We start from the raw sequence: 17,239 nt of genomic DNA on the forward strand, positions 1-17,239 counted from the left end.
AGTTCATGGGCCAGACACCAGTACCGGACGTGGCGGTCCTTATTCCCTGCTATAACGAGGCCAGCACCATTGCCTCCGTGGTGCGCGGTTTCCGTACCGCCCTGCCGCAGGCGCGGGTCTATGTCTATGACAATAATTCCACCGATGGTACGGCGCTGGCCGCCATGCTGGCCGGTGCCGAGGTGTTGCAGGAACGCAGGCAGGGCAAGGGGCATGTGGTGCGCCGGATGTTTGCCGATGTTGACGCCGATGTCTATCTGATGGCCGATGGCGATGGCACCTATGCGCCGCAGGATGCGAATGCGTTGATCCATCTGCTGATGGAAGAGCGCGCCGACATGGTGGTCGCCACGCGCCGCAATGTCCACAATGATGCCGGACGCCAGGGTCATGCGCTTGGCAATCGCCTGTTCAACGGGCTCTACCGCTTTCTGTTCGGGCCGGGCTTTAGCGATATCTTCTCCGGCTACCGTGCCTTTTCGCGCCGCTATGTCAAAACCTTTCCGGCGGTGTCGGCAGGTTTTGAAATCGAGACGGAAATGTCTGTTCATGCCTCGCGGCTGAAATTGCCGGTGGTGGAACTGGAACTGGACTACGGACGGCGGCCAGAAGGCTCCCATTCCAAGCTATCGACCCTGCGCGACGGCGCAAAAATCCTTTGGATGTTCGCCATGTTGTCCAAGGAGACGCGGCCCTTTGCGACGTTTTCGGCGCTGGCCGGGCTGGTCCTGGCGATAAGCCTCGGTTTCATGGTGCCGGTTCTGGGCGAATATTTCACCACCGGCCTCGTTTCTCGGCTGCCGACCTGGGTCCTGTCGGTGGCGCTGCTGTTGATGAGCCAGCTATTGTTTATTGCAGGGTTGATTCTGGATTCGCTGTCACGGGCGCGGGCCGAGCATTTGCGGCTTTCCTACGTCGCCTTGCCCGCCTTTGTCGCTCCTGAAAACGCTGCCTTGTCAGCGGCTGATTCCGCCATCGATCCGGCTCGGTCGGCTGCGGATGCTGCATGAAAAAGCTGGTCCGTTTTGCTCTGGTTGGCAGTACGGGTTTTGCCGTGGATGCCGGGCTTTTATGGCTGCTTCTGTCTTACAGCGCTCTCGGCCCCTTGGCGGCCCGGGCCCTTGCCATTCTGGTGGCCCTGCTCGTCACATGGCGGCTTAACCGGGCCTTCACCTTCGGGGCGTCCCGGCGAAGCCTCGCCGTCGAGGGCTTTCGCTATGGCTCGGTCGGGGTGGTCTCGGCGCTGGTCAATTACGGTCTTTATGCCGGGTTGTTGATCGTCATCCCGGCACTCAATCCTTTCGCGGCGCTGGTTTTCGCATCGCTTGCCGCGATGGCGTTCAGCTTTTTCGGCTATTCGCGGTTTGTGTTTCGCCGTTGAAGCACTGAAATCGGTTGGATCAAACCGGTTCCCAACCATCCTTTTCGCTGGCCCGGTAGATCGCATCGATGAAGCGCTGGTTGGCGCGGGAGTTTTCCAGCGTCACAACATCGCTCTCCTCACCCCGCGCCGCCTTGGCAAACGCCTCAGCCTCCAGACGATATTGGCGGCTGTCGGGAAAGCGGAAGATTTGCGATTCGCTGTGGTTGCGGTTGGTCAGTTCCAGCTCTTCCGCCCCCCAGCGGTCGGCATTGAACGGTGATTTCACCTCGATAAACCCTTCATCCCCATGAAACACCATGGTCTGGCGGGCGGCCATCTGCGTGGCGATGTAAAAGCTCATCTCGAAACTGCCGAAATCGGCTTTGACGCTGGAATAGATATCGGTGCCGAATTCAGCATCGCGTTGCGTCACCGCCTGCACCCGCACCGGCTCAAGGCCTGTCACGAAGCGGGCGGTGATGGTCGGATAGACGCCAATATCCGGCAGCGCGCCGCCGCCGAGTTCCGGGATATTGCGCATATTGCCGGGGTCGCGGTTAAAGTAACTGAAAGACCCCTGCACATGCCGCAGCTTGCCGATGGCGCCATCGGCCAGAAGGGCGCGCACCTTGTGCCAGACAGGCGCATAGGTGACCATGAAGGCTTCCGAAATCAGCACCTTGTTACGGTCGCGCGCGGCGATCAGGCTGTCGATGTCCTCTGCCTTCAGGGCAATCGGCTTTTCGCATAGCACATGCTTGCCCGCATCGGCGGCCTTGATTGTCCATTCCACATGCTGGGCGGTCGGCAGGGGAATATAGACGGCATCGATCAGGTCGGAAGCCAGCATCTCTTCATAGGAGCCGAAAGCATGCGGCACGGAAAAGCGGTCAGCCATCGCCCGGGCCTTGGCAAGGTCACGGCTGGCAATGGCACTGACCACGGCCCCTTCTGCATCCTGAATGGCGGGTACGACCAGTTCACGGCCGATTTTCGCCGTCGATAAAATTCCAAACCGCAGCATGTCCTATCTCCTCCGCAAATCGTATTTCTGTAGACGACACATAACGCCTATGCCCGGATTGTGAACAGGGCTTGGTTGTTATCGGTGCAGTCCGCGTTATGTTCCTGTCGAATTTCCCTTCTCGATTTGTCATGGAGACCTATCATGCAGAAACGAAATCTCGGCCGCTCCGGCCTCACAATCGCCCCCGTCGTGTTCGGCGGCAATGTGTTCGGCTGGACGGCGGACGAGCAAACCTCGTTTAGGCTGCTAGATGCGTTTTTCGATGCTGGTTACAATGCCATCGATACGGCGGATGTGTATTCCCGCTGGATAGACGGTCATTCCGGTGGCGAATCCGAGACCGTGATTGGCAAATGGCTGAAACAGGGCCACGTCGCCCGCGACAAGGCAGTGATTGTCACCAAGGTCGGCATGGATATGGGCCAGGGCAAACCCGCGCTTTCGGCCAAATGGATTGTCGAGGCGGTTGAAAACTCCCTGAAGCGGCTTCAGACCGACTATATCGATCTCTATCTCTCGCATACCTTCGATGCCGATACGCCGCATGAGGAAACGCTGGGTGCCTATGCCAGGTTGAAGGATGAGGGCAAGATCCGCGCCTTTGGCTGCTCGAATTTCGATGCCGTCCAATTGCAGGCATCCTTCGATGCGGCGGCCAAGGCTGGCCTGCCGCGCTATGATGTGATCCAGCCGGAATATAATCTCTATACCCGCGAGAAATTCGAGGGGTCTCTGGCGGAGCTTTGCATCCGTGAAGACATCGGCGTCATCAGCTATTACGCGCTGGCGGCAGGCTTTCTCACCGGCAAATATCGCCAAGTGGAAGATGCAGAGGGCAAGGCGCGCTCCTACCGCGTCACCAACTATCTGAACGACAAGGGCCACCGCATCCTCGCCGCCCTGGACGCGGTCGCAGCCGAGACCGGCACGACGCCCGCCACGGTGGCCATTGCCTGGGTCGCAGCCCGCCCCGGCATTACCGCGCCCATCGCCTCAGCCACCAGCCTGTCGCAGCTTGAAGCGATGGTCAGGGCTGGAACGCTTGAATTGTCTGCGGCGCAGATGCAAAGCCTGAATGAGGCCGGAGCAGACTAACGAGGCATGGCGGATCGATAGGGCTTTGCGCAGGTGCGAATCCGGCTCAACTCCGGTGCCGGAAGAAATCGACAAAGGCGCGCAGGGCCGGTCGCATCTGGCGGCGGGTGGGGTAATAGATGTAAAAGCCGTCAAAGGGCGGGCACCAGTCTTCCAACACCCGGATCAGCCTGCCCTCACGGATATCTTTGTCTACCCGCTGGTCAAAGACAAAGGCCAGCCCGACACCCTTTAGCGCCGCCAGCCGGATCAGTCGCTGGTCGGCCAGTGTCAGAACATCAGGCACATCCACGGCAATCTGCTTGCCGTGTTTTTCCAATTCCCAGCGATAGATCCGCCCGCTGGAAAAGCGGCGGCGAATGCAGCGATGCTCCATCAGGTCATGTGGGTGGACGGGCAGGGGATGCCTTTCGAAATAGCTGGGTGCGCCGATAATCGTGCCGCTGATCGGTCCGCTCGCCTTGACCGCCACCATATCCGTTTCCAGATGTTCGCCAAGCCGAAGTCCTGCATCGAAACCCTTTTCGACAATATCCTCGAACTGATCATTGGTGATCAGTTCGAGTTGGATATCCGGATAGAGGCCGAGAAAGTCTCCAAGGCGCGGTACGATCAGGTCTTCGGCGGCCAGCGCGGGCATGGTGATCCGCAGCGGTCCGGCGGGATTGGATTTGTTTTCCGCCAGTGTTTCCAGCGCAGTGCCGATATCGGCCAGCGCTGGTGCCAGCTTTTGCAGCAATTGCCGCCCCTCCTCGGTCGGAGCGACACTACGGGTGGTGCGCGCCAACAACCGCACGCCGAGGCTTGCCTCCAGCGCCGAGACTGCATGGCTGACAGCGGAAGGCGCGATGCCCAGTTCTTCCGCCGCCTTCCTGAAGCTGGATGTTTCGGCCACCGTTGCCAGCACGGCCAGTTGGGATAATTGAATCCTGTTCATTGTTCTATTTGTTAGAACAGTGCTTGCGCATTTGCATCCATTATCTTTCGCGGCAAAGACGGTATTTTGCTGGTATTGATCCTGATTGAGAAGGTGAAGACCATGAAAACCCGAAAACTCGGCTCCGACCTGTCCGTCTCCGCCATTGGCCTTGGCTGCATGGGGATGAGCCATGCCTATAGTCCGTCTGCCGATGAAAGCGCCTCGCTTGCCACGCTGGCGCGGGCCGTTGAGCTTGGCGTGACATTCTTCGATACGGCGGAAGTCTACGGGCCGTTCACAAATGAAATTCTGGTCGGCAAGGGGTTGAAGCCCTATCGCGACCAGGTGGTGATCGCCACCAAGTTCGGCTTCAAGATCGATCCGGCGCAATCCTCACAAAATGCCATGGTCGGGCTCGATAGCCGGCCTGAACATCTGAAAGCGGTGGCCGAAGCCTCGCTGCAACGGCTTGGTATCGATGTCATCGACCTTTTCTACCAGCACCGTGTCGATCCCGATGTGACGATTGAAGAAACAGTCGGGGCGATGGCCGATCTGGTGAAACAGGGCAAAGTGCGCGCTCTTGGTCTGTCGGAGGCCAGTGCCGAGACCTTGCGTCGCGCTCATGCCGTCCATCCCATCGCCGCCATTCAGAGCGAATATTCCCTCTGGACCCGTGACCCCGAGGAAAACGGTGTGCTGGACACCTGCCGTGAACTGGGTATCGGCTTCGTGCCCTTCAGTCCGCTCGGTCGCGGCACATTGACTGGCGCATTGAAAAACCTGGATGGCCTCTCCGACACCGATTTCCGCCGGGGTCTGCCCCGCTTCCAGCAGGAAAATTTCGACGCCAATCTGGCGCTGATCAATGCGCTTGAAGACATGGCCACGGCAAAGGCTGTCACAGCTGCCCAACTGGCACTGGCCTGGGTATTGGCCCAGGGCGATTTCATCGTGCCGATCCCGGGGACGACGAAAATAGCCAATCTGGAAAAGAATATCGGGGCTGTCGATATCGCCCTGAGCGAGGAAGAGGTGAGCGCCTTGGGAGATCTCTTGTCACCGCAGAAGGTGGCTGGTGGGCGCTATCCCGAAAAAATGGCGGCGATGGCCAATAAGTAACCAAATCACATCGCCATAAAAAATCTCCCCGGCATAGGGTTTTGCCGGGGAGATGAAGACCGTAGACGGGCGGATCAGCCCTTGTAGTGCTTGCCGTGGCGCAGCGGCGGGCCATTATCCAGCGACTTTGGTGTGGACGGCGGCATATAGGCCAACTTCAGCGAGGCGAGTGTCGCTCCGAGATTGACGCCGAGTGTGCTTTCCAGCGCGATAGGCTGCAAGGCAACCGAGCCTTGGAAACCACCCATCAGCAGGTTGACAGCACCGCCAAACCCAACTGCGGCATTGGCGCTTGTGCCGCCATAGCTACCCTGCAAGGCGCCTTCCACCAGACGACCCGGCGCATAGACTGCCCAGGCCATTTTGCCGCCCTGCACATAGCCCAGGTCGATGCCGATCTTGCTGAGGGTACCCTGATAATATTCGACCGGTGCCGATGTGGTCGGCTTGAATTCGCAGGTCAGGTCGCGGCTGGAGCCGACGACCGCACTGATGCCGGGGCTCATTTCGCAGGTGAGCATGCCAACCTGCACGGCTGCATTGGCGCTCGTGGCCGCCAGCGGCACGGCAAGAGCGGCGACAAGCGCCACCGCAGACAGCTTTGCGAGCGATGATTGAGCGAGCGATGACATGAGTTTCTCCTTCATGGATAAATGCTGTGATCGAGCCTAATCGTATAATTCAGGCAGGATCGTGCTGCCGTTAGAAGTCTCACGGTAAATTTTTGTTCCCCTTTGCCATTCGTCAAGGTCATCCCTGATTTTTGACTGAGGCCCGTTTTGACTAAGGAAAGCAAAACCATGACATCGAGTTAACGTGTCTCGGTAATTTCAGCCCTGATCCGCGCCGCGATGGGGAAAGTGAGATAGCGGACCTTTTGGTATGGATCGAGAGATTTGAAAGATTTGCCGATCATCTGCGCCAGCATCAACCTGTCGCCTTCGCTCGCTGTCCACTCGGCAATCATACCCGCTTCTACCACGCCGCCTTGCAGCACCCGGCAATAGGCGCCGGGTTGCGCGGCTCTCGTATAGCGTTTCGCAAAGCCGGAATCCTCCATACTGGCCGAGAATGTGGCGCAGGGAATGCGCGGCGCCGTCACTTCCAACAGCACGTCACCGATAGAAAGCCGGTCGCCGACGGCAAGGTCGCGGTTGTCGAGACCGTCGATGACCAGATTTTCGCCAAACAGGCCAGGTGTCATTTGCCGGTTCAGTTGTGACTCCCACCATTGTAAGGTCAGCGCACCTTCCAGATAAATCGCCTGGTCCGGCCCGCCATGATATTTGCGGTTCAGCACCGCATCGCCGACGAGACCGTGTTCATCGACCATAATCGGACCCGACCGTGACGATTTGAAAATCCCTGTCCTGTAGCTTTTGCCGGGCAAGGTTTGTGGTTGACCAAGGCAGACGGCGAGGATTTTCATGGGGCCGTTCTCCTTCGGCGATTCCGTTTCCGATAGATATGGGCTAAGAACGCGCCATGGCAAAGCGAGTCACTGGTCCCGAAATCGAAAAACTGATCCAGCTCCTGGCGAAAGTTCCGGGGCTCGGCCCCCGTTCGGCCCGAAGAGCAGCGCTGCATCTGATCAAGAAGCGCGAGCAATTGATGGGGCCGCTGGCGCTGGCCATGGGCGAGGCCCACGCGAAGGTGAAGATCTGCTCCTGTTGCGGCAATGTCGATACGATTGATCCCTGCACCGTCTGCACTGACGAACGGCGCGACCAATCGATGATCATCGTTGTGGAGGATGTCTCCGATCTCTGGGCGTTGGAACGGGCAGGCGCGATGAATGTCGCCTATCATGTGCTGGGCGGCACGCTGTCGCCGCTCGATGGCGTCGGGCCTGACGATCTCAACATCAAGGGCCTGATCGACCGGGTGGCAAAAGGCGGCGTGCGGGAAATCATCATCGCCGTTAATGCCACGGTGGAAGGCCAGACCACGGCCCATTATATTACCGATCACCTGGCCGGGCTAGGAGTGAAAACCACCCGGCTTGCTCATGGCGTGCCTGTCGGCGGCGAACTGGACTATCTGGACGAGGGTACGCTCTCGGCGGCGCTTCGTGCCCGCACGCTGATATAGATCGATGCTGATAATAGACATCTGACCGATAATTTCTGACCGGGAGACGACATGCCCCATTTTCGCCGCCCCCTGATGGCTGCGCTTGCAGCAGCCTTATGCTTTCTGGCGATCAAATCTGCGATGGCAGCACCATCGAAAGCAGAAATCGAGAGCCGATTTCAGTCGTGGATCAGCCGGGATCTCTGGCCGCAAGCCAAAAAGGCCGGAATTTCGCAGGCAACCTTTACCTCGGTGATGAAGACGGTGAAGCTCGACTGGTCGCTTCCCGATCTGGCGCCCCCCGGCTTTCCGCCACCCAAGCAGCGCCCGCAGAGCCAGGCGGAATTTTCCTCTCCCGGGCCGTATTTCCGTGAGGCCCGCATGCAGGCGCTGGCCGCGAGCGGCAGGGCGCTGGCTGATCAATACGCCTCGACATTGAAGAAAATCGAGGCCAAATATGGCGTTCCCGGTCCAATTCTTCTGGCGCTTTGGGGTCGGGAAACCGGCTATGGCCGGGCGAAGCTGCCCTATGAAGCGGTTGATGTTCTGGCCACCAGCGCCTTCATGTCCACACGGCAAGAGCTTTTCACTCGCGAGCTGATTGATGCGCTGCATATTATCGACGGCAAGGATATTGCTGCCGACGCCATGCTGAGTTCAAGCGCGGGAGCGCTGGGCCAGCCGCAATTCATGCCCTCGAGCTTTCTGCAATATGCGGTGGATTTTGACGGGGACGGTCATCGCAATATCTGGACCTCGGTGCCGGACAGCCTGGCTTCCATGGCGAATTTTCTGGTGCAGAAAGGCTGGCAGCGCGGCCGCGATTGGGGGTTTGAGGTTACGATACCGTCCGGCGTCTCCTGTGCGCAAGAAGGGCCGGATCTGGCAAAGCCGATGTCGGCTTGGGCGGCAACCGGCATTAGCCGTATTGGCGGGAAAGCCTTTCCGAAACAGGATCTTTCCGCTGCGACCATGATGCTGGTCCCCGCCGGAACCCATGGCCCGGAATTTCTGGTGACACCGAATTTCTATGTGTTGAAGGAATATAATAATTCCGACCTGTACGCTCTGTTCATCGGCAATCTTGCCGACCGGATCGCCTATGGTTCAGGCAGCTTTTCGGCGCCATGGGGCGATGTCGGCCATATGCTGCGCTCCGACGTGCAGTCCATGCAGCAGACACTGGTGAAAAAGGGCTATGATGTCGGCAAGGCCGATGGTCTCGCAGGCTTCAAGACCCGACGGTCGCTGGGCGACTGGCAGGCGAAAAACGGGCTGAAACCGACCTGCTTTCCCGATGAGGGCCTGAAGGCGAAATTGAAGTAAGAAAATGCCGCCGAGACAGGGATCTCGGCGGCATTTCGATTTTTACATCAATGTGTCGCTGGATGTCAGACTTGCATAGCTCAAGCCATGCACCGCCAGCGTATCCCCGTTGCCGAAGTTGAACAGCACGCCGTCCTCGATCTCGCTGGCATAGGCGGCGGCATCGCTGACGGTGGCAAAGCCCATGCCGGTCAGATCGATTGTGTCCGACGAGGCCTGGAAGTCGAAAACGACATCATTGCCATAGCTGGCGTTGAACACGAACACATCGCTGCCTTCACCGCCGTAGAGGGCGTCATTGCCTGTGCCACCGTCCAGCACGTCATCACTAGCACCGCCCGATAGCACGTTGGCGCCGGTGTCTCCCGTCAGCGTATCAGCATAGGCCGATCCTTCAACGTTTTCGATGCTGGTGAACACATCGCCTGTTGCGTAACCGCCGGAGATCGTTTTCGTGAGGAGATTAATGGTCACCGCTGCGGTGGAATCGCTGTAGCTTGCCGTGTCGCTTCCGTCGCCACCATCAATGGTATCACCACCGCTGCCGCCACGGATCGTATCGTTGCCGGCATAGCCATAGAGCTTATCGACGCCACCCTGACTGACGATGACATTGTCGGCACTATTGCCGTAACCGAGAAAATTGGTCGAGTCAGTGTGGGTGAGGTTTTCGAAATTGGTTTTCAGCGTGTAGCTGGTCAAGGTTGTTTCAACCGTATCCGTGCCAGCGCTGGCCTCTTCGACCAAAACCGTCGTGGTGGCAATCTGGCTGACGACATAGGTATCATCTCCTTTGCCGCCCGCCAGGGTGATGGAGCTCGATGCGGTGAATGTGTCGTTGAAGTCAGAGCCGATGATCTTGTCGATGCCGGTCAGCGTATCATCTGCTGCCTCACCGCCCGTATTCGTGCCGGTGACGAGATTGATTTTGATGGCGGCTAACGAACTGGCGTAGCTTGCCGTGTCAGTACCAGCGCCACCGCTCAGCGTGTCGGCACCCTCGCCACCTACGAAGGTGTCATCGCCATCACTGCCGGTCAGCGTGTCGGCACCTTCGCCACCTACCAAGGTGTCATTACCAATACCACCGTCCAGTTTATCGGCACCCTCGCCACCTTCCAAGGTGTCATCGCCATTCCCACCGGTCAGCGTATCGGCTCCTTTACCACCTGCCAGCGTATCATTGCCATCGCCACCTTTGAGAACGTTGTTGTTGTCATTACCCGTCAGCGTGTCGGCATTGCTGGTGCCCGTGAGGTTTTCGATGCTGGTGAATGTATCGCCAGCCGCTTCGCCGCCGGTCGCTACATTGCTCTTGAGGTTGATATTAACCGCCGAACTTCCCTCATAGCTCGCCGTGTCGGAGCCGTCGCCGCCGTTCAGGATGTCGGCACCCGCCTTGCCGATCAGCGTATCGTTGCCAGCACCACCGATGATCGTGTTATCCTGTGTGTTGCCGGTGCCGGTAAAGTAGCCAGCTCCTATGTATTCCAGCGTTTCGACATAGTCTGACAGCGTGTAGTTCACCGAGGCCCGGACCGTGTCACTGCCCGCACCTGTGCTTTCGGAGACGGAGACGTTGCTGTTGCCCACGACATAGGTGTCATCTCCTTTGCCGCCTGCAAAGGTTATTGTTGAGTTTGCAGTAAATGTGTCGTTGAAGTCAGAGCCGATAATCTTGTCGATGCCGCTCAGCGTATCATCTGCGGCATCACCGCCCGTATTCGTGCCGGTGACGAGATTGATTTTGATAGCGGCTAACGAACTGGCGTAGCTTGCCGTGTCAGTACCAATACCACCGTTCAATGTATCGGCTCCCTCGCCGCCTACCAAGCTGTCATCGCCATCACCGCCGTTCAGCGTGTCTGCTCCGTTGCCGCCTGCCAGCGTGTCATTGCCGCCACCACCGTTGAGAACGTTGTTGTTGTCATCCCCCGTCATCGTGTCGGCATTGTTGGTGCCTGTGAGATTTTCGATGCTGGTGAATGTATCGCCAGCGGCGTCTCCACCGGATGTTACACCGGTTTTGAGATTGACATTGACTGCTGCACTTCCTTCATAACTCGCCGTGTCGGAACCGTCGCCGCCGTTCAGGATGTCGGCACCAGCCTTGCCGATTAGCGTATCGTTGCCAGCACCACCGATGATCGTGTTATCCTGCGCGCTGCCGGTACCGGTAAAGTCGCCAACTCCTATGTATTCCAGCGTTTCGACATAGTTCGACAGCGTGTAGTTCACCGAGGCCCGGACCGTGTCACTGCCCGCACCAGTGCTTTCGGAGACGGAGACGTTGCTGTTGCCCACGACATAGGTATCGTCCCCTTTGCCGCCTGCCAAGGTAATCTCGGAATTCGAGGTGAATGTGTCGTTGAAGTCTGAGCCGATAATCTTGTCGATACTGCTCAGCGTATCACCTGCTGCCTCACCGCCCGTATTCGTGCCGGTGACGAGATTGATTTGGATAGCGGCTAACGAACTGGCGTAGCTTGCCGTGTTAGTTCCAGCGCCACCGCTCAGCGTGTCTGCTCCCTCGCCACCTATCAAGGTGTCATCGCCATCACTGCCGGTCAGCGTGTCGGCACCTTCGCCACCGACCAAGGTGTCAGTACCAATACCACCGCTCAGCGTATCGGCACCCTCGCCACCTTCCAAGGTGTCAGCACCATTCCCACCGTTCAGCGTGTCTGCTCCATTGCCGCCTGCCAGCGTATCATTGCCATCGCCACCGTTGAGAACGTTGTTGTTGTCATCCCCCGTCAGCGTGTCGGCACTGCTGGTGCCTGTGAGGTTTTCGATGCTGGTGAATGTATCGCCAGCGGCGTCTCCACCGAATGTTACCCCGGTTTTGAGATTGACATTGACCGCTGCACTTCCCTCATAGCTTGCCGTGTCGGAACCGTCGCCGCCGTTCAGGATGTCGGCACCAGCCTTGCCGATTAGCGTATCGTTGCCAGCACCACCGATGATCGTGTTATCCTGCGCGCTGCCGGTACCGGTAAAGTCGCCAACTCCTATGTATTCCAGCGTTTCGACATAGTTCGACAGCGTGTAGTTCACCGAGGCCCGGACCGTGTCACTGCCCGCACCAGTGCTTTCGGAGACGGAGACGTTGCTGTTGCCCACGACATAGGTATCGTCCCCTTTGCCGCCTGCCAAGGTAATCTCGGAATTCGAGGTGAATGTGTCGTTGAAGTCAGAGCCGATAATCTTGTCGATGCCGGTCAGCGTATCACCTGCGGCATCACCGCCCGTATTCGTGCCGGTGACGAGATTGATTTTGATAGCGGCTGACGAACTGGCGTAGCTTGCCGTATCAGTACCAGCGCCGCCGTTCAGTGTATCGGCTCCCTCGCCACCATCTAGCGTATCGTTACCATCGCTACCGTTTAATATGTCGTCGCCAGCTAGGCCCGAAATTGTATCTGCCGCTGTTGTTCCGTTTAAAGTATTATTTCCAGAATCGCCCGTTAAAGTCGCCATGTGATATACCCCTGATTGCACCCCGATTTATAAATTGCACATCAAAATATAATCGCATAGAGGGAATTTTTTCGTCTAATTTAGTAAAGTAAAATCCTAGGTTGTCGCCTCGCATGGCACCGGCTTGGCAAATCTTGTCTATTGCCAGCCGGGCGTCAAAACCAGGGTTATCGAACTGTTGCAGGCGAGTTGCATCAATGCCTGCTATGCAAGAGTTTGTCAGGCGAAAGGGCTGGATTATACGGCAATCATCAATCCTGACAGGCCCGGGCAGGACGCGGATGGGACGCTGAAAGAGATCAGATGAGAAACGACATGTGGCAGATCGTTGATCTTGCCCTGCTGGAAAAAGTCTTGATTGAATGATCGGCCAATGAAATCAAATTGACGCAGGAGCTTGTAGCCGGGATGAAAGCATCCCGGCTACAAGTCGATTTTTACATCAATGTGTCGCTGGATGTCAGGCTTGCATAGCTCAGGCCATGCACCGTCAGCGTATCGCCGTTGCCGAAGTTGAACAGCACGCCGTCCTCAATCTCGCTGGCATAGGCGGCGGCGTCGCTGACGGTGGCAAATCCCATGCCGGTCAGATCGATCGTGTCCGACGAGGCCTGGAAGTCGAAAACGACATCATTGCCATAGCTGGCGTTGAACACGAACACATCGCTGCCTTCACCACCGTAGAGGGCGTCATTGCCGGTGCTGCCATCCAGCACGTCATCGCCAGCACCGCCGGTCAACACATTGTCGGCGCTGTTGCCGGAGCCGGTGAAGTTGGCCGTGCCGGTATAGGTGAGGTTTTCGAGATTGTCGCCCAGCGTATAGCTGGCACTGCTGGTCTTGACGAGATCAGTCCCGGCATCGGCATTTTCCGTAATAGCGCTTGCCGAACTGCCGATGTCATAGGTGTCATCACCAAGGCCGCCCAGCAGGGTCTTGTCGGTGCTTGAGGTGAACGTGTCGCTATAGTCTGACCCGACAACGACCTCAATGCTGCTATACTGGTCGCCCTCGGCGTAACCTCCGCTGCCGACATTCGTCACCAGGTTGACGGACACGCCTGCTGTGGAAAGCGCATAGCTTGCCGTATCCGTCCCCGCGCCACCATTGATTTTCTCGGCGCCGGAGCCCGCCAACACAGTGTCATTGCCTGCACCGACATTATATTCGGCAGCGTAGGTGCTGCCGGTATAGGTGTCACCGTAAATGCTGCCGGTGAAGGCCTCGATCCCGGTAAATGTATCGCCCGCCGCGTAGCCGGAGCCGGTTCCTGTCGTCAGATCCAGCGCTACCGCCGATGTGGCGGCAGAGTAGTTGAGCGTATCGTAATTTCCCGCACCGCCATCAAGGACATCGGCGCCCCCTCCACCGTTCAGGACGTCATTGCCACCGCCGCCGATCAGAATATCATCGCCAGCGCCGCCCGTTAACATTTCCGCTACGCTGCTTCCAATCAGCGTGTCGTTGAAACTGGAGCCGATGACACGTTCGATGCTGCTGAGTTTATCACCTTGCGCATCGCCACCTGTTGCTGTCCCAGTGCTGAGATCAACCTTGACCGCCGCAGACGAGGCTTCATAGGTGATCTTGTCTTGGCCAGCGCCGCCATTGAGCGTGTCAGCACCCGCGCCGCCCACCAGTATGTCATCGCCCGCGCCGCCCGATAGCACGTTGGCCCCGGTGTCTCCCGTCAGCGTATCGGCATAGGCCGATCCTTCAACGTTTTCGATGCTGGTGAATACATCGCCTGTTGCGTAACCGCCGGAGACAGTTTTACTGAGAAGATTAATGGTCACCGCTGCGATGGAATCGCTGTAGCTTGCGGTATCGCTTCCGTCGCCACCGTCAATGGTATCGCCACCGCTGCCGCCACGGATCGTATCGTTGCCGGCATAGCCATAGAGCTTATCGACGCCGCCCTGACTGACAATGACGTTGTCGGCGCTATTGCCGTAACCGAGAAAATTGGTCGAGTCGGTGTGGGTGAGGTTTTCGAAATTGGTCTTCAGCGTGTAGCTGGTCAAGGTTGTTTCAACCGTGTCCGTGCCAGCGCTGGCCTCTTCGACCAGAACCGTCGTTGTGGCAATCTGACTAACCACATAAGTGTCATTGCCACCCCCGCCTGAAAGCGTTCCTGTTGATGCCGACGTGAACCGATCATCATATTGAGAACCGATCACGCCTTCGATGCTGCTCAGTGTGTCATCTGCGGCATCACCGCCCGTATGCGTACCAGTCACGAGATTGATCTGGATGGCTGCAAAGGAATCGGCGTAGTTTGCCGTGTCGGAGCCGTTGCCACCGTTCAGCGTATCGGCTCCTTTGCCGCCTGCCAAGGTGTCATTGCCACCACCACCGTTGAGAAGGTTGTTGCTGTCATTGCCCGTCAGCGTGTCGGCATTGCTCGATCCCGTCAGGTTCTCGACGCTGGAGAATGTATCGCCTTCCGCTTCGCCGCCGGTCGCCAAGTTGGTCTTGAGGTTGACATTGACCGCCGCACTTCCAGCATAGCTTGCTGTGTCGGAACCCGACCCGCCAATCAGAACGTCGGCGCCTGCTTTGCCGATCAGCGTGTCGTTGCCGGAGCCGCCGGTGATGGTGTTGTTTAGCGCGTTACCGGTACCGATGAAATCATTGGAGCCTGTGTATACGAGATTCTCTAAATTGTTCGAGAGTGTGTAATCCATTGATGCACGGACAGTATCGCTGCCCTCATTTGCTACTTCAGTAATGGTGACGCTGGTGCTGCCAACGTAATAGGTGTCATCTCCTTTTCCACCTGCGAAGGTGATGGAGCTTGATCCAGTGAATGTGTCGTCGAAGTCTGACCCAGCGATTTTTTCGATTGAGATCAGCGTATCGCCCGCCGCGTCGCCACCGGTGTAGACGCCCGTGATGAGATTGATTTGTACGGCTGCGTCCGACGAGACATAGCTTGCTGTGTCAGAACCAGTCGCCCCATTGAGGACGTTGGCAAGGCTATTTCCGGCGAGAGTGTCGGCATTGCTGGAGCCAGTGAGGTTTTCAATGCTATAGAATTTGTCTCCCGCCGCTTCACCGCCGGTCGCAACATTGGTCTTGAGGTTGACATTTACTGCTGCATTTCCACCATAGCTTGCCGTGTCGGAGCCGTCGCCTCCGATGAGAGTATCTGCCCCAGCCTTGCCAATGAGGGTATCATTGCCAGAGCCGCCAACAATGATGTTGTCTTGCGCGCTGCCGGTGCCAGTAAAGTCGCCGGTTCCTGTGTATTTCAGTATTTCGACATAGTCCGAAAGAGTGTAATTTACGGAACTCTGGACCGTGTCGTTGTCGCCTGCGCCTTTTGCTTCGGAAATGGTGACGCTGGTGCTGCCAACGTAATAGGTGTCATCTCCTTTTCCACCTGCGAAGGTGATGGAGCTTGATCCAGTGAATGTGTCGTCGAAGTCTGACCCAGCGATTTTTCGTATGTTGTCGAGTATATCGCCCTCAGCATCGCCCCCGGCGTTGACGCCCGTGACGAGATTGACTTGTACGGCTGCATCGGAATTGGCATAGCTTGCCGTGTCTGCTTCCGTGCCTCCGATTAGAGTATCGGCCCCTTTGCCTCCGTCCAGCGTATCATCGCCGCCGCCGCCATGGATAACGTTGTCACCATCGTCGCCCGTCAATATATCGGCATTGCTCGATCCTGTCAGGTTCTCGATACTGTCGAACGTATCCCCAACGGCGTCTCCACCGGATGTTATGCCGGTTTTGAGGTTGACATTGACCGCCACACTTCCGGCATAGCTTGCCGTGTCGGAGCCGTCGCCTCCGATGAGAGTATCTGCCCCAGCCTTGCCAATGAGGGTATCATTGCCAGAGCCACCAACAATGATGTTGTCTTGCGCGCTGCCGGTGCCAGTAAAGTCGCCGGTTCCTGTGTATTTCAGTATTTCGACATAGCCCGAAAGAGTGTAATTTACGGAACTCTGGACCGTGTCGTTGTCGCCTGCGCCTTTTGCTTCGGAAATGGTGACGCTGGTGCTGCCAACGTAATAGGTGTCATCTCCTTTTCCACCTGCGAAGGTGATGGAGCTTGATCCAGTGAATGTGTCGTCGAAGTCTGACCCAGCGATTTTTCGTATGTTGTCGAGTATATCGCCCTCAGCATCGCCCCCGGCGTTGACGCCCGTGACGAGATTGACTTGTACGGCTGCATCGGAATTGGCATAGCTTGCCGTGTCTGCTTCCGTGCCTCCGATTAGAGTATCGGCCCCTTTGCCTCCGTCCAGCGTATCATCGCCGCCGCCGCCATGGATAACGTTGTCACCATCGTCGCCCGTCAATATATCGGCATTGCTCGATCCTGTCAGGTTCTCGATACTGTCGAACGTATCCCCAACGGCGTCTCCACCGGATGTTATGCCGGTTTTGAGGTTGACATTGACCGCCACACTTCCGGCATAGCTGGCCGTGTCGGAGCCCGATCCACCGTTGAGAGCGTCGGCGCCTGCCCCACCTTTCAGCGTATCATTCCCGTCGCCACCGTTTAATATATCGTCGCCGGCCAGACCTGAAATTGTATCGTCTGAAGATGTTCCTGCTAAAGTGTTGTTTCCAGAATCGCCCGTTAAAGTCGTCATATAATCTACCCCTGATTGCGTCCCAGGATATAGTTGGCATATCAAAATATAATCGCATAGAGGGAATTTGATTGTCTAATTTAGGAAAATACAATCAAAAGATGAAGGCAACGCTTGTAGTATCGTACATGCAATAGTTTGGCGCAAAAATGCGAGAGTAATGTCGAGCGGCCTAGCTGCGCAATCATGAAAACCTGGCCAAGCGCCCCTTTATTTCATGGCCT

General features: G+C 57.3%; 13 protein-coding genes. 7 read left to right on the forward strand and 6 right to left on the reverse strand.

The window, feature by feature from the left end; translation table 11 throughout:
• Window positions 1-5 precede the first annotated feature (5 nt).
• Both AVI_RS00640 and AVI_RS00645 read left to right on the forward strand, forming a co-directional pair.
• The gene (locus AVI_RS00640) at window positions 6-1,010 is read left to right on the forward strand and encodes a glycosyltransferase (protein WP_012654614.1); all 1,005 of its coding nucleotides are present in this window, start codon (window positions 6-8) and stop codon (window positions 1,008-1,010) included.
• Complete coding sequence (locus AVI_RS00645) at window positions 1,007-1,381, forward strand: GtrA family protein (RefSeq protein ID WP_012654615.1); 375 nt, start codon at window positions 1,007-1,009, stop codon at window positions 1,379-1,381. The genes AVI_RS00640 and AVI_RS00645 overlap by 4 nt, the downstream gene beginning before the upstream one ends.
• A gap of 19 nt (window positions 1,382-1,400) precedes the next feature.
• Here AVI_RS00645 and AVI_RS00650 read toward each other — a convergent pair whose 3' ends face one another.
• Window positions 1,401-2,387, reverse strand: a complete 987-nt coding sequence (locus tag AVI_RS00650) for a Gfo/Idh/MocA family protein (RefSeq protein ID WP_012654616.1) — start codon at window positions 2,385-2,387, stop codon at window positions 1,401-1,403.
• A gap of 144 nt (window positions 2,388-2,531) precedes the next feature.
• Between AVI_RS00650 and AVI_RS00655 the strand changes: the two genes are divergently transcribed.
• Window positions 2,532-3,485 carry an aldo/keto reductase gene (locus tag AVI_RS00655; protein WP_012654617.1) on the forward strand — a complete coding sequence of 318 codons (954 nt, stop codon included), beginning with the start codon at window positions 2,532-2,534 and terminating at the stop codon, window positions 3,483-3,485.
• Window positions 3,486-3,531: 46 nt separating this feature from the next.
• On the opposite strand, the gene AVI_RS00660 is transcribed toward AVI_RS00655, so the two are convergent.
• Window positions 3,532-4,422 carry a LysR family transcriptional regulator gene (locus tag AVI_RS00660; RefSeq protein WP_012654618.1) on the reverse strand — a complete coding sequence of 297 codons (891 nt, stop codon included), beginning with the start codon at window positions 4,420-4,422 and terminating at the stop codon, window positions 3,532-3,534.
• Between the two features lie 102 nt (window positions 4,423-4,524).
• On the opposite strand from AVI_RS00660, the gene AVI_RS00665 reads away from it, so the two are divergent.
• Entirely contained in the window at window positions 4,525-5,526 is a 1,002-nt protein-coding gene (locus AVI_RS00665; protein ID WP_012654619.1) for an aldo/keto reductase, read from the forward strand.
• Window positions 5,527-5,600: 74 nt separating this feature from the next.
• Here the strand turns inward: AVI_RS00665 and AVI_RS00670 are convergent, their stop codons facing one another.
• A complete protein-coding gene (locus AVI_RS00670) occupies window positions 5,601-6,158 on the reverse strand; it encodes a DUF992 domain-containing protein (RefSeq protein ID WP_071202353.1) in 558 nt (185 codons plus the stop codon).
• Window positions 6,159-6,337: 179 nt separating this feature from the next.
• Entirely contained in the window at window positions 6,338-6,955 is a 618-nt protein-coding gene (locus AVI_RS00675; RefSeq protein WP_012654621.1) for an MOSC domain-containing protein, read from the reverse strand.
• 56 nt (window positions 6,956-7,011) lie between these two features.
• Here AVI_RS00675 and recR point away from each other — a divergent pair, with 56 nt between their 5' ends.
• Both recR and AVI_RS00685 read left to right on the forward strand, forming a co-directional pair.
• On the forward strand, window positions 7,012-7,617 hold the full coding sequence (gene recR, locus AVI_RS00680; protein WP_012654622.1) for a recombination mediator RecR: 606 nt from the start codon (window positions 7,012-7,014) through the stop codon (window positions 7,615-7,617).
• A gap of 51 nt (window positions 7,618-7,668) precedes the next feature.
• Window positions 7,669-8,925: a lytic murein transglycosylase gene (locus tag AVI_RS00685; RefSeq protein ID WP_012654623.1), complete on the forward strand. Its 1,257-nt coding sequence runs from the start codon at window positions 7,669-7,671 to the stop codon at window positions 8,923-8,925.
• A 42-nt stretch (window positions 8,926-8,967) separates the two neighbouring features.
• Here the strand turns inward: AVI_RS00685 and AVI_RS00690 are convergent, their stop codons facing one another.
• Window positions 8,968-12,405 carry a beta strand repeat-containing protein gene (locus tag AVI_RS00690; protein WP_012654624.1) on the reverse strand — a complete coding sequence of 1,146 codons (3,438 nt, stop codon included), beginning with the start codon at window positions 12,403-12,405 and terminating at the stop codon, window positions 8,968-8,970.
• 124 nt (window positions 12,406-12,529) lie between these two features.
• Here AVI_RS00690 and AVI_RS29410 point away from each other — a divergent pair, with 124 nt between their 5' ends.
• Window positions 12,530-12,712 (forward strand): glycosyltransferase family 61 protein, encoded by a 183-nt coding sequence (locus tag AVI_RS29410; RefSeq protein ID WP_071204239.1) that lies wholly within the window; start codon window positions 12,530-12,532, stop codon window positions 12,710-12,712.
• A 130-nt stretch (window positions 12,713-12,842) separates the two neighbouring features.
• Here the strand turns inward: AVI_RS29410 and AVI_RS31360 are convergent, their stop codons facing one another.
• On the reverse strand, window positions 12,843-17,015 hold the full coding sequence (locus AVI_RS31360; protein ID WP_012654625.1) for a beta strand repeat-containing protein: 4,173 nt from the start codon (window positions 17,013-17,015) through the stop codon (window positions 12,843-12,845).
• Window positions 17,016-17,239 lie beyond the last annotated feature (224 nt).

It is taken from the genome of Allorhizobium ampelinum S4, from assembly GCF_000016285.1.
GTDB classification, from domain to species: Bacteria; Pseudomonadota; Alphaproteobacteria; order Rhizobiales; family Rhizobiaceae; genus Allorhizobium; species Allorhizobium ampelinum.